General features: G+C 56.7%; 19 protein-coding genes. 12 read left to right on the forward strand and 7 right to left on the reverse strand.

Annotation, left to right across the window (positions count from 1 at the left end; translation table 11 throughout):
• Window positions 1-54 precede the first annotated feature (54 nt).
• Window positions 55-825 carry a peroxide stress protein YaaA gene (yaaA, locus tag BUA85_RS12585; RefSeq protein WP_072901652.1) on the forward strand — a complete coding sequence of 257 codons (771 nt, stop codon included), beginning with the start codon at window positions 55-57 and terminating at the stop codon, window positions 823-825.
• Here the strand turns inward: yaaA and BUA85_RS12590 are convergent.
• Complete coding sequence (locus tag BUA85_RS12590) at window positions 822-1,997, reverse strand: acetyl-CoA C-acyltransferase family protein (RefSeq protein WP_072901654.1); 1,176 nt, start codon at window positions 1,995-1,997, stop codon at window positions 822-824. The genes yaaA and BUA85_RS12590 overlap by 4 nt on opposite strands.
• A 140-nt stretch (window positions 1,998-2,137) precedes the next feature.
• Here BUA85_RS12590 and BUA85_RS12595 point away from each other — a divergent pair, with 140 nt between their 5' ends.
• From BUA85_RS12595 to selD, 5 genes are read left to right on the forward strand one after another with little or no spacing between them, the layout of a single operon-like run.
• Window positions 2,138-2,794 (forward strand): ABC transporter ATP-binding protein, encoded by a 657-nt coding sequence (locus tag BUA85_RS12595; RefSeq protein ID WP_072901891.1) that lies wholly within the window; start codon window positions 2,138-2,140, stop codon window positions 2,792-2,794.
• Window positions 2,791-5,181: an ABC transporter permease gene (locus BUA85_RS12600; protein WP_072901656.1), complete on the forward strand. Its 2,391-nt coding sequence runs from the start codon at window positions 2,791-2,793 to the stop codon at window positions 5,179-5,181. Before BUA85_RS12595 ends, BUA85_RS12600 begins: the two co-directional genes overlap by 4 nt.
• Window positions 5,171-6,196 (forward strand): lipocalin-like domain-containing protein, encoded by a 1,026-nt coding sequence (locus BUA85_RS12605; RefSeq protein WP_072901658.1) that lies wholly within the window; start codon window positions 5,171-5,173, stop codon window positions 6,194-6,196. Before BUA85_RS12600 ends, BUA85_RS12605 begins: the two co-directional genes overlap by 11 nt.
• Window positions 6,189-6,746: a pyridoxamine 5'-phosphate oxidase family protein gene (locus tag BUA85_RS12610; RefSeq protein WP_072901660.1), complete on the forward strand. Its 558-nt coding sequence runs from the start codon at window positions 6,189-6,191 to the stop codon at window positions 6,744-6,746. Before BUA85_RS12605 ends, BUA85_RS12610 begins: the two co-directional genes overlap by 8 nt.
• Before the next feature lie 24 nt (window positions 6,747-6,770).
• Entirely contained in the window at window positions 6,771-8,912 is a 2,142-nt protein-coding gene (gene selD, locus BUA85_RS12615; RefSeq protein ID WP_072901662.1) for a selenide, water dikinase SelD, read from the forward strand.
• On the opposite strand, the gene mnmH is transcribed toward selD, so the two are convergent.
• The 3 genes from mnmH to BUA85_RS12630 form a co-directional block, all read right to left on the reverse strand.
• Window positions 8,899-9,951: a tRNA 2-selenouridine(34) synthase MnmH gene (gene mnmH / locus BUA85_RS12620; RefSeq protein WP_072901664.1), complete on the reverse strand. Its 1,053-nt coding sequence runs from the start codon at window positions 9,949-9,951 to the stop codon at window positions 8,899-8,901. The two genes, selD and mnmH, sit on opposite strands and share 14 nt — an antisense overlap.
• Window positions 9,952-10,016: 65 nt before the next feature.
• Entirely contained in the window at window positions 10,017-11,612 is a 1,596-nt protein-coding gene (gene serA / locus BUA85_RS12625; RefSeq protein WP_072901893.1) for a phosphoglycerate dehydrogenase, read from the reverse strand.
• Window positions 11,613-11,659: 47 nt separating this feature from the next.
• A complete protein-coding gene (locus tag BUA85_RS12630) occupies window positions 11,660-12,802 on the reverse strand; it encodes a phosphoserine transaminase (RefSeq protein WP_072901666.1) in 1,143 nt (380 codons plus the stop codon).
• A 154-nt stretch (window positions 12,803-12,956) separates the two neighbouring features.
• Between BUA85_RS12630 and serB the strand changes: the two genes are divergently transcribed.
• A complete protein-coding gene (gene serB, locus BUA85_RS12635; RefSeq protein WP_072901668.1) occupies window positions 12,957-13,832 on the forward strand; it encodes a phosphoserine phosphatase SerB in 876 nt (291 codons plus the stop codon).
• Here the strand turns inward: serB and BUA85_RS12640 are convergent.
• Both BUA85_RS12640 and BUA85_RS12645 read right to left on the reverse strand, forming a co-directional pair.
• A complete protein-coding gene (locus tag BUA85_RS12640; protein ID WP_072901670.1) occupies window positions 13,829-14,203 on the reverse strand; it encodes a rhodanese-like domain-containing protein in 375 nt (124 codons plus the stop codon). The two genes, serB and BUA85_RS12640, sit on opposite strands and share 4 nt — an antisense overlap.
• A gap of 149 nt (window positions 14,204-14,352) precedes the next feature.
• Window positions 14,353-15,039 carry a response regulator transcription factor gene (locus BUA85_RS12645; RefSeq protein WP_072901672.1) on the reverse strand — a complete coding sequence of 229 codons (687 nt, stop codon included), beginning with the start codon at window positions 15,037-15,039 and terminating at the stop codon, window positions 14,353-14,355.
• Window positions 15,040-15,201: 162 nt separating this feature from the next.
• On the opposite strand from BUA85_RS12645, the gene ribA reads away from it, so the two are divergent.
• The 5 genes from ribA to BUA85_RS12670 all read left to right on the forward strand — a co-directional run bounded on the left by ribA (window position 15,202) and on the right by BUA85_RS12670 (window position 18,195).
• Window positions 15,202-16,272: a GTP cyclohydrolase II gene (ribA, locus tag BUA85_RS12650; RefSeq protein WP_072901674.1), complete on the forward strand. Its 1,071-nt coding sequence runs from the start codon at window positions 15,202-15,204 to the stop codon at window positions 16,270-16,272.
• 1 nt (window position 16,273) lies between these two features.
• Window positions 16,274-16,768 carry a L,D-transpeptidase family protein gene (locus tag BUA85_RS12655; protein WP_072901675.1) on the forward strand — a complete coding sequence of 165 codons (495 nt, stop codon included), beginning with the start codon at window positions 16,274-16,276 and terminating at the stop codon, window positions 16,766-16,768.
• Window positions 16,769-16,834: 66 nt separating this feature from the next.
• Window positions 16,835-17,317, forward strand: a complete 483-nt coding sequence (locus tag BUA85_RS12660) for an RNA pyrophosphohydrolase (protein WP_072901894.1) — start codon at window positions 16,835-16,837, stop codon at window positions 17,315-17,317.
• Window positions 17,318-17,330: 13 nt separating this feature from the next.
• Window positions 17,331-17,807, forward strand: coding sequence for a hypothetical protein (locus BUA85_RS12665; RefSeq protein WP_072901897.1), 477 nt, complete (start codon window positions 17,331-17,333; stop codon window positions 17,805-17,807).
• A gap of 4 nt (window positions 17,808-17,811) precedes the next feature.
• Complete coding sequence (locus BUA85_RS12670) at window positions 17,812-18,195, forward strand: DUF1801 domain-containing protein (protein WP_072901677.1); 384 nt, start codon at window positions 17,812-17,814, stop codon at window positions 18,193-18,195.
• On the opposite strand, the gene rnr is transcribed toward BUA85_RS12670, so the two are convergent.
• Window positions 18,186-20,447 carry a ribonuclease R gene (gene rnr / locus BUA85_RS12675; RefSeq protein WP_072901679.1) on the reverse strand — a complete coding sequence of 754 codons (2,262 nt, stop codon included), beginning with the start codon at window positions 20,445-20,447 and terminating at the stop codon, window positions 18,186-18,188. The two genes, BUA85_RS12670 and rnr, sit on opposite strands and share 10 nt — an antisense overlap.
• Window positions 20,448-20,459: the final 12 nt, after the last annotated feature.

Raw genomic sequence — 20,459 nt, forward strand, 5'->3', positions numbered from 1 at the left:
GCCATTTCCGCCATCTGCGTTATCTAGTGCGGTGAAGAACGAAGGGCGCGGAACATGCTGATTGTCATTTCACCTGCAAAGTCATTGGATTGGTCGCCTGTTGAGGTGGACACAACCGCGCCTGCCTATCAGGACGATGCGGTTCGGTTGTCAAAGACGATGCGGAACCAGACGTTGGGTCAGTTGAAATCCTTGATGAGCATCTCTGATGACTTGGCGCGGTTGAACCGGGATCGGTTCAAGTCCTTTGCGGAGGAGCCTGCCGCGGATGTGACCAAAGCGGCGGCATTTGCGTTCAACGGCGATACTTATCAGGGTTTAGAAGCGAAGACGCTGGACGAAGCTGCGCTTGATTGGGCGCAGTCGCGGTTGCGTATTCTGTCGGGGCTTTACGGCTTGTTACGGCCCTTGGATGCGATCCAGCCCTATCGGTTGGAGATGGGCAGCCGGTTGAAAACGCGGCGCGGAAATTCGCTTTATGATTATTGGGGCGATCAACTGGCGAAGGATCTCAACGCTCAGGCCGCGGCTTTGGAAACCGATCTTTTGCTCAATTGCGCCAGTCAGGAATATTTTGGTGCCGCTGATACCAAGGCGCTGAAGCTGCGGGTGATTACGCCGAAGTTTCTGGAGGTCAAAGATGACAAGCCGCGGATCGTCAGCTTCTTTGCCAAACGCGCGCGTGGGGCGATGGCGCGGTTTGCAGTGGAAAATCGCGTGACCGAGGCGGAGCAGTTGAAAGAGTTTGCCACCGGCGGCTATCAGTTTGACGCTGATCTGTCCGACGGTGACACTTGGGCTTTTGTTCGAGACTACCCGACCTAAATCTTCTCGATCGCCAGCGCGATTCCCTGACCGCCGCCGATGCACATGGTGATCAAAGCGCGGTGGCCTTGGATGCGCTCAAGCTCATACATCGCTTTGACCGTGATGATCGTGCCCGTTGCGCCAACAGGATGGCCAAGGGCAATCGCGCCGCCGTTCGGGTTCACCTTTGCTGGGTGTAGGCCGAGTTCATTCGTTACGGCGAGCGCTTGTGCCGCGAAGGCTTCGTTCGATTCAATCACATCGAAGTCGGCAATGGTAAGGCCAGTTTTCTCCATTAGGTTCTGCACAGCAGGGACCGGACCAATCCCCATCACCTCTGGCCGAACGCCTGCATGGGCATAGCCAAGCACGCGGAATTTTGGTGTTAGACCTGCTTTCTCCGCTGCATCAGCACGGGCCAGAGTAACTGCCGCTGCCCCATCGTTCAGGCCGGAGGCGTTGCCCGCTGTCACGGTGCCGTCTTTCTCAAAAACAGGGCGCAGACCGGCGAGGGTTTCGACTGTGGTGGCTTTCAGATGTTCGTCCTTATCAAACGCAACCATGTCGCGCTTTACTTTGACCTCAATCGGCACGATTTGATCATCAAAATAACCGGCCGCTTGCGCCTTGGCGGCACGCTCTTGGCTGAGCGCGGCAAAGGCATCCTGATCGTCGCGGCTGATTCCATGTTCGCGGGCAACGTTCTCCGCGGTAACACCCATGTGGCCCGTCCCAAATGGACAGTTCAAAGCGCCGAGCATCATGTCTTGAGTCCGCACATCGCCCATCTTCGCGCCCCAGCGCTGTTGCGGGATGATGAAAGGGGAGCGGCTCATGTTCTCTGATCCGCCCGCAAGGCCGAAATCTGCATCGCCCAGCATCAAGGATTGCACGACAGAGACGATCGCCTGCACGCCGGAACCGCACAGTCGGTTCACGTTCATTGCAGGTGTCGTGTCAGGCACGCCTGCGTTCATCGATGCAACGCGGCTGACATACATGTCTTTCGGTTCAGTGTTGATCACATGGCCAAAGGCGACATGTCCGATCTGCCGGCCCTCAAGCCCCGCGCGGTCCAAAGCCGCTTTTGAGACAGTTGTTCCAAGTTCGATTGGTGTGGTGCCGGCAAGGGACCCACCAAAGGTGCCAATGGCTGTGCGTGCGCCGCTGAGAATGACAATATCGGTCATAAGAAATCTCCAGTCTTTGGATGTAGAATAGAGGACCTGAGGCGCTTCGCCACAGGAACGTACCGTCACGGTGTTTTGCGTTTGCGCTGGCTTTCAATTTTCCAATCCGATCTAAGTCATTGGTGATGAAAGGACGATCGATGCTGCTGCGCGCCCGTGATGTTTCCAAGACCTATTCGATTGCAGATCAAACTTTGCAGGTTTTGCGAGGTGTTGATCTAGATTTGGCGGCGAGTGAGACGCTTGCGTTGACCGGTGAAAGCGGTAGCGGGAAAAGCACCCTGCTGCATCTCGTCGGGGGGCTCGATGTGCCGGATGCGGGATCGATTGAAATCGAAGGCACTGATATTGCGGGAAGGTCAGATGCCGAGCGGGCCCATTTGAGGCGAACAGATATTGGGGTTGTATTTCAACAGTTTAATTTGATCCCAAGCCTGACGGTTGCGGATAACATCGCGTTTCAGGCACGCTTGGCGGGGTCGGCAGATAAAGAGTGGATCGCTTATCTCGGTCAAACTCTTGGGCTCGAAGATCAGCTTTCCAAATACCCTGAACAGCTCTCTGGCGGGCAACAACAGCGCGTCGCGATTGGGCGTACATTGGCGGTGCGGCCCAAGCTGGTATTGGCTGATGAGCCCACAGGTAATTTGGATGAGGCGAGCGCTCAGACAGTAATGGATTTGTTCCTGAAATTGGTTGGTGAAACGAGGGCGGGATTGCTTTTGGTTACGCATTCCAAATCATTGGCATCTCGACTGGATCGCAACGTCCACTTGTCCGTCGGTGTGGTGTCATGATCCGCACGACCCTTGCGGCGTTGATGAGCTATTGGCGCCGCAATCTCTTGCAGTTGATTACCTTGCTTGCAGGAATCGCTTTGGCCACTGCGTTGTGGTCGGGCGTGCAAGCTGTGAATGCCGAGGCGCGAGCGAGTTATGACGCAGCCGCAGCCACTCTGGGCGAGGGTCGGTTCGATCATCTGCGTGCTGCCGATGGTGGGTCAATTGATCAAGAGACGTTCGTTGCGCTTAGGCGGGCAGGGTGGCTCGTCAGCCCGATTGTAGAAGGGCGCATCAATGGTGTGCGCGTCATAGGCTTGGATGCTTTGACAGCACCCATCGGCATCGCGCCGGTTAGTCTGACAGAGCAGGCCGACCTAGGGGCATTTCTATCCGGTGGCGGCCAGATTTTCGGTCGGCCAGATGCGCTCGCCGCCCTTGAAGGAACGGTCGAGGCGGAGTTGATCGCGGACCCGAACATCGCCCCCCAAACTTTGACAACGGACCTAGTGTTCGCGCAAGAGCTGCTTGGCCGAGAGGGGGAGATTGACCGCCTTCTCATCGCAACCGTTCAACCAAAGCAGCAAGCGACACTTGCCGAGATCGCTCCCAATCTCACTCGTATCAGCGCGCAATCTGGGTCGGACATCGGACGGCTCACGGACAGTTTCCATTTGAACCTCACTGCATTCGGCTTCCTCTCCTTCGCGGTGGGGTTTTTCATTGTCCACAGCGCGATTGGCTTGGCGTTCGAACAGCGCCGCCCGATGATCCGCACTATTCGGGCGTTGGGTGTGCCGCTAAACATATTGCTTGCCTTGATGATGGTTGAACTGATCCTCTTCGCCCTGATCGCAGGCGTCGCAGGCGTGATCTTGGGCTACTTCATTGCCTCTGCACTGCTTCCTGACGTGGCCGCGACGTTGCAAGGGCTCTACGGCGCGAATGTTTCCGGCACGTTGGCATTCAGGGCGTCGTGGTGGGCGACGGGCCTATTGATCGCGCTGGGCGGCACGACGATTGCATCGGTGTCGGCGTTTCTAAAGCTCGCCAAGATGCCACTGCTGGCCGGCGGGCAGATCAGAGCGCATGTCATGGTCGCCGGACGACGCGCGGCGGTGCTTGCGATCTTGGCTGCCGCCTGCGCTGTGCTTGCCGTTATTCTTGCGGCCACGGCGGATGGGTTGGTATCTGGATTTGCCTTGCTTGCGTCTGTCTTGATTGGCGCCGCGCTCGCCTTGCCGCTCATCTTGGATCAAATGTTGCGGGCCTCGCAAAGCCTGTCGTCGGGCGCAAAGGCACAATGGTTCTGGGCCGACACACGCCAGCAATTGCCGGGGCTATCTTTGGCATTGATGGCCCTCCTGCTCGCCATGGCCGCGAACGTTGGCGTCTCGACCATGGTGTCGAGCTTTCGACTGACGTTTGTGGACTTCCTCGATCAACGTCTCGCCTCTGAACTTTACCTCACTGTGGAAGAGGATCGCGCGAAAGAGATCACCGGCTACCTCGAACCGCGTGTTGACGCGATCTTGCCGATTGTCTCGGCAGAGGCGCAGATTAAAGGGGTGGAGACCGAAGTTTTCGGTGCCCGCGTTCACAGTACGCAGCGCGACAATTGGACATTTCTCGACGCCATGGCCGACCCTTGGGATCAGGTCGCGGGCGGCGCTGGTATTTTGCTAAATGAACAGCTTGCGCGTCGAACGGACACTTGGCCCGGTGCGATTGTCGCCCTTGGGGGGCAATCGTTTGAGGTCGTCGGCGTCTACGGCGACTATGGCAACCCGATTGGGCAGGCCATTGTGTCTGAGGAGGTGTTTGCAGAGCTATACCCTGAAGAAATCGCCAACAACTTTGGCCTTCGCATATCGGTAGATCAGGTCGACGATTTGCTAAGCGACCTCGAAACACAATTCGGCATTAGCTCCGAGAATGTGATCAACCAAGCGGAGATCAAAGCCTTTTCCCTGCAAGTGTTCGAACGCACCTTCACCGTCACCGCCGCGCTGAACGTCTTGACGCTCGCCGTGGCGGGGTTTGCCATCCTGATGAGCTTGCTCACCCTCGCCGCAATGCGCGTGCCGCAGCTTGCACCCGTTTGGGCCGTCGGGATCACGCGCCGGTCTCTTGGACAGTTGGAATTGTTGCGAGCCTTGATCCTCGCGTTCTTCACGATCCTTATCGCCGTTCCGCTGGGCATTGTGCTCGCTTGGGTCTTATTGGCAGTGGTAAACGTTGCAGCCTTTGGATGGAAACTGCCGTTGTTCCTATTCCCCGCCGACTATCTCCAACTTGCGATCCTCTCCCTCCTAGCGGCGGCATTGGCGGCCTTTTGGCCTGCACTAAAATTGACCCGCTTGCGCCCCGCCGAGCTTTTGAAAGTCTTCGCCAATGAACGTTAGGCTTCTCCTCTTCCTCCTGATTTGGCCCACGTCCATCTGGGCGCAAGGGTTTGCGGGTCTTGGCACCGACGCCGAGGGGTTTTCCGTCCCCGAAAGGGGCTACGTCTTCGATTTCCCAGCTGACCATGGCGCCCACCCCGATTACCGGATCGAGTGGTGGTATCTGACCGCCAACATGCAAGACGCGGAAGGTCGAGACTATGGCCTGCAATGGACGCTGTTTCGCTCCGCCCTGATCCCCGATGAGATCGACGGCCAGATATTCATGGGCCACGCCGCCGTGACGACGCCAGATGATCATTATGTCACTGAACGCTTGGCGCGCGGGTCTCTTGGCCACGCAGGTGTGACGGCTGAGCCCTTTGAGGCGTGGATCGACGAATGGCAGATGGTCGGCGATATGGAGGTACTAAGCCTCAAAGCGGGATCAGATGAGTTTTCCTACGAGCTTGAACTGCGCAACGAAGGCCCGCTGATCTTTCATGGCGACGCGGGCTATTCGGTGAAATCTGCGGAGGGGCAGGCGTCCCACTACTATTCTCTGCCCTACTTGGCGTTGAGCGGGACACTCGCATTGCCAGAGGGCGAGGTCGAAGTGACGGGAGAGGCTTGGCTTGATCGCGAATGGTCATCGCAGCCGTTGTCAGACACTCAAACCGGTTGGGATTGGTTTTCGTTATCTTTTGAGAGTGGTGACAAAATGATGGGCTTTGCCCTGCGTCAGACCGATGGCAGCGTCTACACTTATGCGACGTGGATCGCGCTAGAGGGCGAAACGCAAGCCTATCCCGATGGCGCGCTAAGCGCAACGCCGCTGGAGACCTCGCAAACCAGCGGCGCAGAAGTGCCGACCAAGTGGCGGGTTGAATTGCCGGATCGTGGCGTTGATGTTGAGGTGCAAGCGATCAATCCTAATGCTTGGATGACAACAAGCGTGCCCTATTGGGAAGGGCCGGTAACGATCAGCGGCAGCCATAAGGGTCGTGGATATTTGGAGATGACGGGCTATGAGTGACTGGTTTGAAACCAAATCTGGACTTTGGGATATGACATGGGCGCAGTTGGATCTTGGTGTGCGTGACGCAAGCCATCCCTGCCGGTTGGTCAGTTTCTCGACCGTTTCCGCTGACGGCCTGCCCGAAAGCCGCAACGTAGTGTTGCGCAAGGCGGCCGCTGACGCCAAGTTTTGCGAGGTTCAGACCGACACACAAAGCTCCAAGATTGAAAGTCTGAAGGCGCACCCCCATGCCGCTTTGCTTTGGTGGGTGGAAAGCCTTGATTTGCAAATTCGAATGCAATGCGGCGTGGAGATTTTGGAAGGCCCAAGTGTGGATGATGATTGGGCCATTGTGCCGCCCTCGTCACGCGTGTCTTACGGGACATTACCAGCGCCCGGAACGCCGATACAAGGCGCGCTAGACTATGAAAAACCACCTGTGCGGGAACGGTTTTGCGTGCTTCGATGCCATCTGGAGCACCTCGACCTGATCCATCTGGGGCGAGATCACCGCCGCGTCGCCTACACACAGGCGCGTGACTGGGATGGCCAGTGGCTTTCGCCATAGCGCGGCAGCGGCTATGACACCGACATGAATACTCTACCAAAGGTCAAAGACCTCGTTCTTGTTGGCGGCGGTCATACCCATGCGCTTGTTCTGCGCGCTTGGGGGATGAACCCTTTGGCCGGTGTGCGGGTGACCGTGATCAATCCCGCTCCAACCGCGGCGTATTCGGGGATGCTGCCCGGGTTTGTGGCGGGCCACTACACACGGGATGAGCTTGATATCGACCTGCTTCGCCTTGCCCGATTTGCGGGTGCGCGGATGGTCGTGGGCATCGTCACGGAGATCGACAAAGACGCGAAAATGATCACTGTGCCGGGGCGTCCTCCCATCGCCTATGATCTATGTTCCATCGACATCGGCATAACGTCAGAAATGCCCAAGCTGAAAGGGTTCACTGAGCACGCGATCCCCGCCAAGCCGCTCGCTCCGTTTGCTCACAAATGGAATGCCTTTCGGACGTCACACAGCGAGGGCAATATCGCCGTTATCGGTGGCGGTGTAGCGGGCGTTGAGCTGGCCATGGCGATGCAGCATGCGGTGCCCAAGGCGAAGGTGCGCATTCTCGATCGGTCAAAGTCACTTACTGCCGTTGGCCTGCAAGGTCGCAACCGGCTTAAGCGGCAATTGACCGACATGGGGATCGAACTGGTCGAAGGGGCATCTGGCTGCGAAGTGACCGCAGATAGCGTCGTTTTGGAGAACGGGGACGCCATCCCCTCGGATTTCACCGTTGGCGCAGCGGGGGCCGAGCCGTTCGAGTGGCCAAAGGACATCGGCCTCAACATGCACGACGGGTTCATCGCAGTGGATGCGACGTTGCGCTCAAGCGATCCAAACATCTTTGCTGTTGGCGATTGTGCGCATCTCACCGCGTCGCCACGCTCCAAGGCGGGTGTGTTCGCGGTCCGCGAAGCGCCATTCTTATTTGACAACCTGCGCGCTGTTCTGTCCGGCGGGGCTTTGACAAATTATGATCCGCAGCGGGACTATCTGAAGCTGATCTCCATGGGTGGCAAATCCGCCATGGCCGAAAAATTCGGCCGTGCGTTTCACGGACCTTTGCTCTGGAAGTGGAAGGATCGCATCGACCGCGCCTTCATGACCAAGCTTGAAGACCTACCGGTGATGGCGAAACCCGAGGTTCCGCGCACCGCTGCCATCGGTTTGAAAGAGGTGCTCGGGGATAAACCGCTGTGCGCTGGCTGCGGGTCGAAGGTTGGGAACTCTGCCTTGAAATCCGCCCTAACGGGTTTGCCGAGGAACGCGCGGAAGGACGTTGAACGCCTACCATCCGACGATGCAGGCGTGTTGACCGTTGGCGGGCAGAAGCAGGTGATTTCCACGGACCACCTCCGCGCCTTTACCGAAGATCCCGTCATCATGGCACGCATCTCAGCTGTCCACGCGTTGGGTGACATCTGGGCCATGGGCGCAAATCCGCAAGCGGCAACCGCGAACATCGTGCTGCCGCAAATGTCGGAAGACTTGCAAAGCCGCACGCTCTCCGAAGTGATGTCAGCGGCGCAGGAGGTTTTTGCCGACGCCGGAGCAGAGATTGTTGGTGGGCATTCGTCCATGGGTGCGGAGATGTCGATTGGTTTTACCGTCACAGGGCTGCTGGATCGGGACCCGATCACTTTGGGCGGCGCACAGGATGGTGACCAGTTGATGCTGACGAAACCCATTGGATCAGGCGTGATCCTCGCGGCAGAGATGGCAGGTGCCGCGCGGGGCTGGGACGTTCATCGTCTGTTCGAACGCATGTGCCAAGGGCAGGGCGCGGCGGCAGACATTTTGTCAGATAGCCATGCGATGACTGACGTGACCGGCTTTGGGCTGCTCGGTCACCTTTGGGGCATGTGCGAACAATCGCAGGTGGCAGTTGAGCTTACCCAAGCCGCTGTGCCTTTCTTTGATGGCGCAGAGGCACTTTCCAATGAGGGCCATAGGTCGTCCATCTTTGGGTCCAACGTTGCCTCCGTCGGCGCAGTTGAAGGTACGCCGCATGACCTTCTGTTCGATCCTCAAACCTCTGGCGGATTGCTCGCGGCGGTTTCGGGTGACATGGCGGCGGATTGCGTGGCGAAGTTGCGGGCAGCGGGTTACGAGGACGCGATGGTGATTGGGCGGATCATCAAAGGCCCTGCCACGATCAAAGTGATCTGACGATCTCCGCAACTTTCTTCGCCGTGGTTTCAACACCCGTCTGATCCAGAGTTTCTGAATGAACCTCGCCCAAAACCTCCCGCTCGTGCTTTTTCTGCGCCGTCGCGTAGGCCGGATCATAGTGATCTTCGATCAGCGCTTGCGCCAAGCCGGATAGATCGCCGCTGTCCTGCAAACCTTGCCACCGATCCACGTTCGCATGACCGCGCAAATGCCGCAGCGGGGCGAGGCGTTTGGTGACGGTATCCGGATCGGCGAGGATATCGCGATAATCCTCCGTGATGAACGCGACCCGTGCCGCTAGAGAGGCCGTGATCTTGATGCCAGGCGCTTGGGCCATTGCAGACCAAAGGCTAGGAGGGATGATAAGCCTCCCGATCTTACTGCTTTCTGCTTCTAAAACAACCGGTTGAGACGGGTCGCAGTGATACAACGCCTGCGCTAACCGACTTTCGAACATGCGTTGTGACGGCTGCCCACCCGGCATTTCGCCCAAAAGCGACCCGCGATGACCTGCCATTGCTTCGAGGTCAATCGTTTGAACGCCCAAGGGTTTCAGAGCGTTCAATACTGCGGTCTTGGCGGTCCCTGTGTAGCCATCAAGCAAAATGAACCGATGCGGTAAGGTTTCTTCATACAGCAAATGCTGCACCAACCGTCGATACGTCTGATAGCCTCCATCGACCACCTCTGCGCGCCAGCCAATCTCTTTCAACAGCGTTGTGAAGACACCGGACCGTTGCCCGCCGCGCCAGCAATAGATCAAAGGCCGCCAGCTGCCATCATGGTGCTGCAACGGCCCAGAAACATGGCGCGCGACGTTTGAGAGGACCAGAGACGCCCCAACTTTCCGCGCCTTAAACGGGCTGACTTGTTTGTAAATCGTGCCAACTTCTGCGCGTTCCTCGTTCGACAGGGACGGCAGGTTTATCGCACCCGGAATATGATCAATCGCGAACTCAGCAGGCGAGCGAACGTCGATCACTGTATCAAAGCCGTGCGTGTAAAACTCGGAAAGTTCGGAAAAATTAAGCGCCATGATCCCGTGTGTATCAGGGCGCTCCAAAGACAAAAAGGCCCGACGCTTGGCCGGGCCTGATCGCCTTATTTTACATCAAAACTCAGCGGTTTGACCTGCGTAAACAACCCCGTATTCTCGAGCGCTTTCAAAGCTGGCGCTGGCACCGGTTCATCGACGTACAGCAGAGCAATCGCCTCACCCTTTGCCTCTTTCCGGCCGAGCGTAAAGTTCGCGATGTTGACGTTGTTTTCTCCCATGGTTTGACCCAAGGCACCGATGATACCGGGAACGTCTTCGTTGGTCGTGTAGACCATGTTCGCGCCGATCTCCGCATCGATGTTGATGCCTTTGATCTGAATGAACCTTGGTTTGCCATCGCTAAAGACCGTACCTGCGACGGAACGTTCGCGCTTTTCGGTCACGACGGTCACTTTGATATAGCCTTCAAAGGCCCCGGATTTATCCTGCTTGGTCGTGGACACCTGAACGCCACGTTCTTTCGCGATCACCGGCGCGCTGACCATGTTCACATCGGGGTTCACCTTTTTCATGATACCTGCGATTACCGCACAGGTCAGCGCGTTGAGGTTCATCTCACTTGCTTCACCGTCATAAAGAATGTTGATCGCCTGCACCGGCTCATCCGTCATCTGACCGATGAAGTTCCCAAGGTGGCCGGACAGTTCAATCCATGGCCCCATGACCTTGGCTTCTTCGGCAGTGACCGATGGCATGTTGAGCGCATTGGCGACTGCCCCTGTCAGAAGATAATCCGCCATCTGCTCCGCGACCTGCAGGGCGACGTTTTCTTGCGCTTCCATCGTGGCGGCACCAAGGTGCGGCGTCACAACGACATTTGGCAGGTTGAACAATGGGCTGTCGGTGGCTGGCTCAACAGCGAAGACGTCAAAGGCCGCACCAGCGATGTGGCCGGATTTCAATGCCTCGGCCAGCGCCTCTTCATCGACCAAGCCACCGCGCGCACAGTTGATGATCCGCGCGCCCTTTTTCATCATTGCGATGCGTTCAGCGGTGATCATGTTGGCTGTCTGCTCTGTCTTTGGCACGTGCAAAGTCAAGAAGTCGGCACGCGGAAGCAGTTCTTCCAGCTCGACTTTCTCGACACCCATCTTGTCGGCCTTCTCTTGGCTCAAGAATGGATCATAGGCGATAACCTTCATCTTCAACCCACGGGCGCGGTCACAGACGATCCCGCCAATGTTGCCAGCGCCGATCACGCCAAGCGTTTTGCCGGTCAACTCAACACCCATGAACTTGGATTTTTCCCATTTGCCTGCATGGGTAGATTCAGACGCTTCCGGAATCTGACGCGCCACGGCGAACATCATCGCAATCGCATGCTCAGCCGTTGTGATCATATTGCCGAACGGCGTGTTCATCACGATGATACCTGCCTTGGAAGCAGCGTCTTTGTCGATGTTGTCGGTGCCGATCCCAGCGCGGCCAATGACCTTCAGGTTCGTGGCATTCGCAATGATCTTTTCTGTCGCCTTGGTCGCGGACCGGATCGCCAAACCGTCATAATCGCCGATGACTTTGAGCAGTTCGACCTTGTCTTTGCCAAGGTCCGGTTTGAAATCCACATCAATACCGCGATCCTTGAAGATCTGTACGGCAGCGTCAGAGAGTTTGTCAGAGATAAGTACTTTGGGGGCCATGTCTTTGGTCCTTTTGAAGAAGTGAGTTGCGGGCAGAAGCCGCGAAATTAGAAAGCTGCGATTTCCGTCTCGAACGCCCATTCGAGCCAGGGCAACATCGCTTCGATGTCAGAGGTCTCCACCGTCGCACCACACCAGATCCGAAGACCGGCAGGCGCGTCCCGATAGGCCCCGACGTCCAGCGCCACACCTTCGGCTTCCAGCCGTTTCGCCACGGCTTTGGCAAAAGCCGCGCCGTCGGTGATCCGATCGTCGGTGAACTTCAGGCAGACGGAGGTGTTCGACCGAATGGACCGATCGCTTGCTAGGTTCGCAATCCAATCGCGCGACGCAGTGAAATTCCAGATCGCCTGCGCATTCGCATTTGCGCGATGCATCAAAGCGTCCAGCCCGCCAATGGATTTTGCCCATTTCAGCGCGACCAAATAGTCCTCAACCGCCAGCATTGAAGGCGTGTTTATCGTCGCACCCTCAAAGATGCCGTCGATCAATTTGCCACCTTTTGTCAGGCGGAAAATCTTCGGCAACGGCCACGCAGGCGTGTAGCTTTCCAACCGCTCCACAGCGCGCGGTGACAAGATCAGCATGCCATGGGCCGCCTCGCCACCCATCACCTTCTGCCAGGAGAAGGTCGTCACATCCAGTTTGTCCCACGGCAAATCCTGCGCAAAAGCAGCAGAGGTCGCGTCGCACAGCGTTAGACCTTCGCGGTCCGCTGGGATGACATCACCTGAGGCCACCCTCACACCAGATGTTGTTCCATTCCAAGTAAAGCAAACGTCTTGGTCATAATCCAACGCTGCCATATCGACGATCTCACCGTACTCAGCCGTATGAGTCGTTGCTTCAATCTTCAGCTGCTTGACCACATCCGTGACCCAGCCCGCGCCAAAGCTCTCCCAGGCGACCATTTGCACAGGGCGTTCGCCCAGCATTGACCACATCGCCATCTCAAACGCACCAGTGTCCGAAGCGGGCACGATCCCAATCTTATGGTCATGGGGCACACGCAAAACCTCGCGCGTCAGCTCGATCGCTTCTTTCAGCTTTGACTTGCCAACAGCGGCACGATGCGACCGGCCCAAAGAGGCGTCGCTCAAATCATCCAATTTCCATGTGGGGGGCTTGGCACAGGGGCCAGACGAAAAACGCGGGTTTGCCGGCCGCGTTGCCGGTTTGGTCATTACCATCAGTGGTATCCTCACAGATATGCGCCCTTCGTTGGGGAAGGGTGTCCCACAGCCGGAGTTACGGGGCTTTGGGGACTTCCGCAACAGGAGAAATGACGCTAGACCGCCGCTCAAACCGCTTTTTGCGACATCCCCGACGCCAATAGGAAACCCGATGTTTGTTGCCACTCTCATTTCCGCGCCGAACCAGCGGGGCCTCGACGCCGCGTTGGTCGACAACTTACGCAACGCTTGGGGTGGCGGAGAGACACACTGGTTAGCGATTGATGAAGCTGCTGAGTTCGCGCTTCCGATGCGACCCGACAACGTCGATGACGTTTGGAAAAGCTGTCAGGACATGAGTGTCGATCTGATCGTTCAACCGCTCGAAGGCCGCCGCAAAAAAATGCTGTTGGCCGATATGGACAGCACCATGATCCAGCAGGAGTGTATCGACGAACTCGCCACCGAAGCAGGCGTCGGCGACCGCGTGGCTGAGATCACTGCAAAGGCGATGAATGGAGAGTTGGATTTCGAAGGGGCTATCGATGAACGCGTCGGCCTTCTCAAAGACCTCCCCGAAACGATCATCGATCACGTCTTGAACACACGTATCACTTACATGCCCGGAGGCGCGACCTTGCTCGCGACGATGAAAGCCAATGGCGCTTATGCGGCCCTCGTCTCTGGCGGCTTCACCGCCTTCACCGCCAAAGTTGCAGCGCATCTCGGTTTCGACGAAAACCGCGCGAATACTCTAGAAATCGTTGATGGAAAGCTTTCTGGCAAAGTGGCCCGGCCAATCCTTGGCCAAGAAGCGAAATTAGATGCTTTGAATGAGATTACCGACCGACTCGGTATTCAGACATCTGATGTTCTGGCGGTCGGCGATGGTATGAACGATCTGTTGATGCTCAAAAATGCCGGAACTGGGGTCGCATTGCATGGCAAGCCGGCTTTGCAAGAAAAATGCAAAGTACGGATCAATTTCGGGGATTTGACCGCGCTGCTGTACCTGCAAGGATACAGCAACACGGAGTTTGTTGCTTAGGCCTCGGTTGGTCCGCCTGCGTCCTTCCAAGCGCTAATGCCACCGATATTTGTGACGTTCTCATAACCCATATCGATCAGTGTCTTGCCAGCAAGAGCGGCTTGGCCACCTGCGGCACAGATCAAATATATCTCGGCTTCCTTTTGCAAAGCATCGTTGTAAAGCGCTGTTTCAGGATCCGCCACGAACTCTAGCATTCCGCGAGGGATATGAAGTGCGCCTTGGATCTTACCAGTCTGCGCAACAGCGGAACTGTCACGCACATCGACAAAGACGCCGTTACCCTCTGCGTGTTTATCGATGGCGTCTTCCGCGCTCATGCGTGGAACAACGGCGTTAGCCTCTGCCAAATAGTCCTTAGATGATTTCATGTGATTGTCCTTTTTGGGTAAAAAAATGCCCGGACAGTGTCCGGGCAAGTCCAACAGGGAGGTGGTGGCTCGGGACCCCGCCACCAGAGGGGTTCTTTTAGGTCAGCACTTCAGCGTGGGAGGATCACCAAAACGCCGACCTATCTCAATTATGCAATCAGTCTATAGCCACCTGATTCGGTCACAAGAAGGCGGGCATTTGACGGATCTGGTTCAATTTTTTGCCGAAGACGGTAAATGTGTGTCTCCAAAGTATGGGTCGTCACACCTGCGTTGTAGCCCCAAACTTCGTGCAACAGAACGTCGCGCGCTACGACACCTTCAGTTGAACGGTAGAGGAACTTCAGAATGTTCGTCTCTTTCTCGGTCAGGCGAACTTTCTTGTCTTCTTCCGTTACAAGCATCTTCTGAGCAGGCTTGAACGTATACGGCCCAAGCTGGAAAACAGCGTCTTCTGACTGTTCATGTGTCCGCAACTGGCTGCGGAGGCGCGCTAAAAGGACAGGGAACTTAAATGGCTTGCTAACGTAGTCATTGGCGCCAGCGTCTAAACCGTAGATTGTGTCTGCATCGCTGTCCTGAGCGGTAAGCATGACGATCGGGCACTTCACACCTTGCTTGCGCATCAGGCGGCACAGCTCGCGGCCATCTGTATCGGGCAGGCCCACGTCGAGGATCATCAAATCATAAAGCTGCTCTTTCGCTTTCACCATCGCTTCGGTGCCGTCGGCAGCTTCGAACACGTCGAAATCTTCGGTCATCAGCAATTGTTCACCAAGCGCTTCGCGCAGGTCGTCGTCATCGTCGACAAGTAGGATTTTCTTTAGCTGAGCCATTGGTGGGTCTCCGTGTTTCGTTGAGACAGAAATGTGATCTATACGTGTTTTAGACAAGCATTTGCTCGCTAAATTCACACGGACGTGTCATCTTCACTTGAAATGTTTCAATCTCTGACGGCATCCGATATGGGTTTTCAGGAATAGAAAAGGCAGTCAAAATTGGCGTTTTCCCCTGACAATATTGAGAAACTGGCCCGTGCTCGCGCAGATTTACGAATGGGTGTGCCGGTTGTGATGTCAGATGGCGTGATTTTGGCTGTTGAAACATTGAAAGCAGACCGTCTGAAGGATTTGTGCAGTTTCGGAGCGGCTCAACTGGCGCTTACAGACTGGCGTGCACGCACTTTGAAGGTGCATGTTTACGATTCTGACCTTACGCGGATCGCTCTGCCAGAGGATGTATCGCTATCTTGGGTTCGGGCGATGGCGGACCCCGCGGATGACTTGAATATGCCGATGAAGGGCCCGCATAAGATGGTGCGGGATGATCAATCGGCTTTGGCGCGTGCTGGCATTCAACTCGCCAAATCGGCGCGCTTGCTGCCTGCTGTGCTCTGCCTGCCATTGGACATGCCCGCCGGGTTTGCGCACCAACATGACCTGACCATGGTGGATCAGGCCGTTGTTCTGAACAGCCAGCTGAGCCCGATGCAGCCCGTTGTTCATGCGCGCCTTCCGATGACCGTCTCGGATGCCGGGCGGTTGCATGTGTTTCGCCCCGAGGATGGTGGCGAAGAACACTACGCCGTTGAGATCGGAACGCCTGACCGCAGCAAACCAGTGCTGGCACGATTGCATTCGGCCTGCTTCACCGGTGACGTGCTTGGATCGCTCAAATGCGATTGCGGTCCGCAGTTGCACGGTGCCTTGGCGCAGATGGGTGAGGAAGGGCAGGGCGTTCTGCTCTATCTCAATCAGGAAGGGCGCGGCATCGGACTGGCCAACAAGATGCGCGCCTACGCTTTGCAGGATCAAGGTTTTGATACGGTCGAAGCCAACCACCGCCTCGGGTTCGAAGATGACGAGCGTGATTTCAGGATCGGCGCGGAGATCTTGCGCAAGCTCGGCTTTGACCAAGTTCGACTGATGACGAATAACCCCGCCAAAATCGCCCGTATGGAGGGCTGCGGTATCACGGTCACGGAACGTGTACCGTTGCAGGTCGGGCGAAATCCGTTGAACGACCATTACCTTCAAACCAAAGCGGCCAAGTCGGGGCATCTGTTCTAAGATGAAAGCCACCGATCTTGTCGTCATGCCAACCCATGTGCGGTTCATGGGCCGCAGGTTTCCCCGCACCATCGGGTCGGGCGGTTTGACTAACAGTAAGGCCGAGGGCGATGGCGCGACGCCACGCGGGACACATCGGATCGTTGGTATGCTCTACCGCCCCGACCGCATGTCTCAGCCGGCCGATTGGGCCCTACCTATCCGGCCCGGTGACCTGTGGTCCGACGATCCAAAACATGAAGATTACAATCTGATGGTGCGCGCGCCTTACGCGTATTCTCATGAAAATCTGCGCAGGGCTGATCCGATGTATGATCTGATACTGATCACGGATTGGAATTGGCCCTATGCGGTAAAGGGTCGGGGCTCTGCCATTTTTCTACATCAATGGCGCGGGCCGGGTCGCCCGACGGCTGGATGCGTTGCGTTTCGCAGGGATCATCTACTTTGGATTGCTTCACGTATTCGTCACGAAACCCGACTTGTTATCGCATAGCACTGGACCTTTTGCCTAAATCCGGGAAAACGGAAAGGCAGGAATATGAATCAACAAGGCCCCTTTATGACGCCTGAGCAAATCGCAGAATTGCCCTATCGCCCCTGTGTCGGGATTATGCTGACCAACCCGCGTGGGCATATCTTTGTCGGTCAACGCAATGATCGTGACACGGACGCATGGCAAATGCCACAGGGCGGTGTGGACAAGGGTGAAAACACGCTGGATGCCGCCTATCGCGAGCTGTGGGAAGAGACAGGTGTCACGAAAAAGCTGGTGACGCTGGAGGCGGAGAGCAGCCGCTTGATACCTTATGATCTGCCGCATCACATCGTCCCTACGATCTGGAAGGGGCGCTATCGCGGGCAAGAGCAGAAGTGGTTCCTGTTCCGATTCCATGGGGCGGATACGGACATCAACATCGAAACAGAGCATCCCGAATTCACGCAATGGAAGTGGATGCCTAAGGAAGATCTGGTCGCCAACATCGTGCCGTTCAAACGCGCTGTTTATGAAGAAGTTTTGGCGGAGTTCGGCGCGAAGCTGTGACGGGGAGGCGAAGTTGAAGTTTTCAAGTGCCGCAGCCCTTTGTTTCATCGCGAGCCAAGCCACGGCGCTCAGCTGTATGCCTCCTGACGTAGCAACGGCGTTCAATCGCATGAATGAGGTGCCAGAGGACGTTTATGTTCTGCGCGGCAAGTTAGACTTCGATGAAAGCCTATTGCCGCAGGGCGTTGTGAATAAAGAACGTCATCCAGCTCCGATCTCCGGCACCTTCACTGGTGAAGCTCTAACGCGCGACGGTTTCACCTCCCGCTTCGACAGTCCGGCGATCGTTCAATCCGTCTGTTATGGCCCATGGTGCGGCGGCGTCGGATCGAGCGAAGACCTCATAACTTTTGCCAAAATCATCGACGGTGCTGTCGTGGTCGAGGTTGATCCCTGTGACTCAACCGTCTTTTATAACCCCACACCAAAGATGGAGAGCGACCTGATCTCCTGTATCCGTGGGGAAACCTGTGAGCCAAAAGAACGATAGAACCATGAGCGCCGAAGTGTGCGCCGCGTTTGAGGCTATGCCACCGCAGGCGCGCGATGCGGCTTTGCAGCTTCGCGAATTGATATTCGACGTCGCCGACGACACGCCCGAAATTGGGCCTATCGAAGAAGTTCTACGCTGGGGCCAGCCCAGTTACATCACGCCAAAGAAAAAGGCGGCATCGACACTGCGGCTGGGCGTCCCCAAGAATGGCACTTTCGCCATCTTCGCGCATTGCCAGTCGTCGGTAATTTCAGATTATGTTGCGCTCTTCCCTGATCAGGATCGTATCGAGGGCAATCGTGCAGTTTTATTTGACACTAAAGATCAAATCGACCCCAACCGCCATGGCCTGCTGATCAAATCTGCGCTGACCTATCATCTCTGACGGCGTTTGCGTGTGACCTTGCGTTTGGTCTTTGCGCCTTTTTTCTTTGCCGCTGACATTTTTCGCCGCGCCGGTTTTCCCCGTCCGCGGCTCGGGCCGCGCGGGAGTATCTGTTCATCCAACGACACCAATTCAGCCAACAGCCCGCCGGAGATCGGCGCAGCCTCTATCAATTTAACCGTCGCGCGCTGACCAAGCCCGATCATCGTACCACTCTCTGACCCCATCAAAGTTTGAGTCTCGGCATCATAGTCAAAGTACTCGTGGCCCAAGGTGCGGATGGGCACAAGCGCATCTGCACCTGTTTCATCCAATTTGATAAACACACCAAACTTCGCAATTCCTGCCACACGCCCCGGCATCTCTGCGCCCATTCGGTCGGAAAGGAACGCAGCAAGGTAGCGATCGGTTGTATCCCGTTCCGCCATCATCGACCTGCGCTCCGTATCGCTGATCTGTTTGGCCGTCTCTGCTAGGTTTTCGACATCAAACGGGGATAAGCCATCATCGCCCCACTTGTGCGCATCGACCAAAGCGCGGTGAACGATCAGGTCGGAATAGCGCCGAATGGGCGACGTGAAATGCGCGTAAGCCTGCAAGGCCAGGCCAAAGTGCCCGAAGTTTTCGGGGTTATAATAGGCCTGCGTCATAGACCTCAGCGTGGTCAGGCTGATCAGCTCTGATTGTTCAGTCTCACGTGCCTGCTCCATCAGACGGTTCAACTGACCTGTCTTCAAGACTTGCCCCTTGGCCAAAACCAACCCGCTGGCCTGTGCTACCTCTCGCAATTGGTCGATCTTTTCGGGGCTTGGCTCTTCGTGCACGCGGAACAGCTGTGGCACGCGTTTGGCGATCAGGGTCTCGGCCGCTGCGACATTGGCTAGAACCATGAACTCTTCGATCAGTCGATGCGCGTCCAGCCGCTCTTTGAAATTCACCGACCGAACGATGCCTTTGTCATCGATCTCAATCTGCCGCTCTGGCAGGTCCAACTCCAAAGGCTGCCGCTGTGCACGCGCCTTTTTCAGCGCCTCGTAGGCCGCGTAGAGCGGGCGCAACACGCCCTCCAAAAGCGGTTCGGTCTTGGCGTTGGCATTCCCATCTATCGCCGCCTGCACCTCTTCATAATTCAGCGAGGCGTGGCTTTTCATCAAAGCGCGATGAAAGCTGTGATCGATCTTGTTTCCGTGGCTGTCGATGCGCATCGCGACGGCGATACAGGCGCGCTCGACCCCTTCGTGTAGCGAACAGAGATCGCCTGACAGTCGGTCCGGCAACATCGGCACCACGCGATCCGGGAAATAGGTGGAGTTGCCCCGCTTGCGTGCCTCTCGATCAAGCGCTGACCCAGACGTCACATAGTGCGCCACATCCGCGATCGCGACCCAGATGATAAATCCACCCTTGTTCTTGGGGTCATCGTCAGGCTCAACAAAACAGGCATCATCGTGATCCCGCGCATCTGCCGGATCGATTGTGACCAACGGCAGATCGCGCAAATCGCGCCGTTTGCCCAAGCCTGCTGGTTCCGCCTTATCTGCTTCCGCAATCACCTCGTCCGGGAAGTGATCGGGGATGCCATGTTGGTGGATCGCGATCAAGGACACGGCTTTCGCTTGTGTCGGATCACCCAGCCGCGTCACAATCCGCGCGCGCGGCAATCCCATGCGGGTTTTTGGCCCGCTTTGCTCTGCCTCAACAAGTTCGCCATCTTTGGCACCGCCCAACTCACCTGCTGGTACGATCCATTCCTTGTCCGACCCCTTATCAATCGGCACAATCCGACCGCCTTCGGAGCCTGCGCGAAACACGCCCAAAATCCGCAAGGGGTTTGTGCCAATCCGTCGGATCATTCGACCCATGTAGGGGAATTCATCCTTTGGCGTTTCGGTTAGCCGCGCAAGGATACGGTCGCCAGCCCCCAAGGCCGGATCGCTGTCACGCAGTGAAAGCAGAACCGTTGGCGGTTCCCCCTTACCGTTCCATTCCATCGGACGGGCCAAAAGATCGCCGTCTTCATCGGGTGCAATCACTTGCAAAACCGAAACCGGCGGCAGCTTGTCGGCGTCGCGATAGCTGCTGCGCCGTTTTTGAAGCATTCCCTCAGCCTCCATCTCTTTTAAGATGCGCTTCAGGTCGATACGCTGAGCACCCTTAATCCCAAACGCCCGTGCAATATCCCGCTTGGCCGTGCGCGAAGGGTTATCGGTGATCCAATCGAGGATTTCAGATTTGGAGGGGATGCGTGCCATGCGCTGCCCCTA

The organism is Cognatiyoonia sediminum (assembly GCF_900129845.1).
Classification (GTDB): domain Bacteria; phylum Pseudomonadota; class Alphaproteobacteria; order Rhodobacterales; family Rhodobacteraceae; genus Cognatiyoonia; species Cognatiyoonia sediminum.

Excerpts from the sequence above, each read along its gene's own strand:
- BUA85_RS12595 (WP_072901891.1), top strand. The coding sequence starts at position 2,138 with ATGCTGCTGCGCGCCCGTGATGTTTCCAAGACCTATTCGATTGCAGAT.
- BUA85_RS12610 (WP_072901660.1), top strand. The coding sequence starts at position 6,189 with ATGAGTGACTGGTTTGAAACCAAATCTGGACTTTGGGATATGACATGG.
- BUA85_RS12630 (WP_072901666.1), bottom strand. The coding sequence starts at position 12,802 with ATGGTAATGACCAAACCGGCAACGCGGCCGGCAAACCCGCGTTTTTCG.
- BUA85_RS12660 (WP_072901894.1), top strand. The coding sequence starts at position 16,835 with ATGACGCCTGAGCAAATCGCAGAATTGCCCTATCGCCCCTGTGTCGGG.
- yaaA (WP_072901652.1), top strand. The coding sequence starts at position 55 with ATGCTGATTGTCATTTCACCTGCAAAGTCATTGGATTGGTCGCCTGTT.
- BUA85_RS12670 (WP_072901677.1), top strand. The coding sequence starts at position 17,812 with ATGAGCGCCGAAGTGTGCGCCGCGTTTGAGGCTATGCCACCGCAGGCG.
- BUA85_RS12655 (WP_072901675.1), top strand. The coding sequence starts at position 16,274 with ATGAAAGCCACCGATCTTGTCGTCATGCCAACCCATGTGCGGTTCATG.
- BUA85_RS12600 (WP_072901656.1), top strand. The coding sequence starts at position 2,791 with ATGATCCGCACGACCCTTGCGGCGTTGATGAGCTATTGGCGCCGCAAT.
- BUA85_RS12590 (WP_072901654.1), bottom strand. The coding sequence starts at position 1,997 with ATGACCGATATTGTCATTCTCAGCGGCGCACGCACAGCCATTGGCACC.
- selD (WP_072901662.1), top strand. The coding sequence starts at position 6,771 with ATGAATACTCTACCAAAGGTCAAAGACCTCGTTCTTGTTGGCGGCGGT.
- BUA85_RS12605 (WP_072901658.1), top strand. The coding sequence starts at position 5,171 with ATGAACGTTAGGCTTCTCCTCTTCCTCCTGATTTGGCCCACGTCCATC.
- BUA85_RS12645 (WP_072901672.1), bottom strand. The coding sequence starts at position 15,039 with ATGGCTCAGCTAAAGAAAATCCTACTTGTCGACGATGACGACGACCTG.
- rnr (WP_072901679.1), bottom strand. The coding sequence starts at position 20,447 with ATGGCACGCATCCCCTCCAAATCTGAAATCCTCGATTGGATCACCGAT.
- serA (WP_072901893.1), bottom strand. The coding sequence starts at position 11,612 with ATGGCCCCCAAAGTACTTATCTCTGACAAACTCTCTGACGCTGCCGTA.
- mnmH (WP_072901664.1), bottom strand. The coding sequence starts at position 9,951 with ATGGCGCTTAATTTTTCCGAACTTTCCGAGTTTTACACGCACGGCTTT.
- BUA85_RS12640 (WP_072901670.1), bottom strand. The coding sequence starts at position 14,203 with ATGAAATCATCTAAGGACTATTTGGCAGAGGCTAACGCCGTTGTTCCA.
- serB (WP_072901668.1), top strand. The coding sequence starts at position 12,957 with ATGTTTGTTGCCACTCTCATTTCCGCGCCGAACCAGCGGGGCCTCGAC.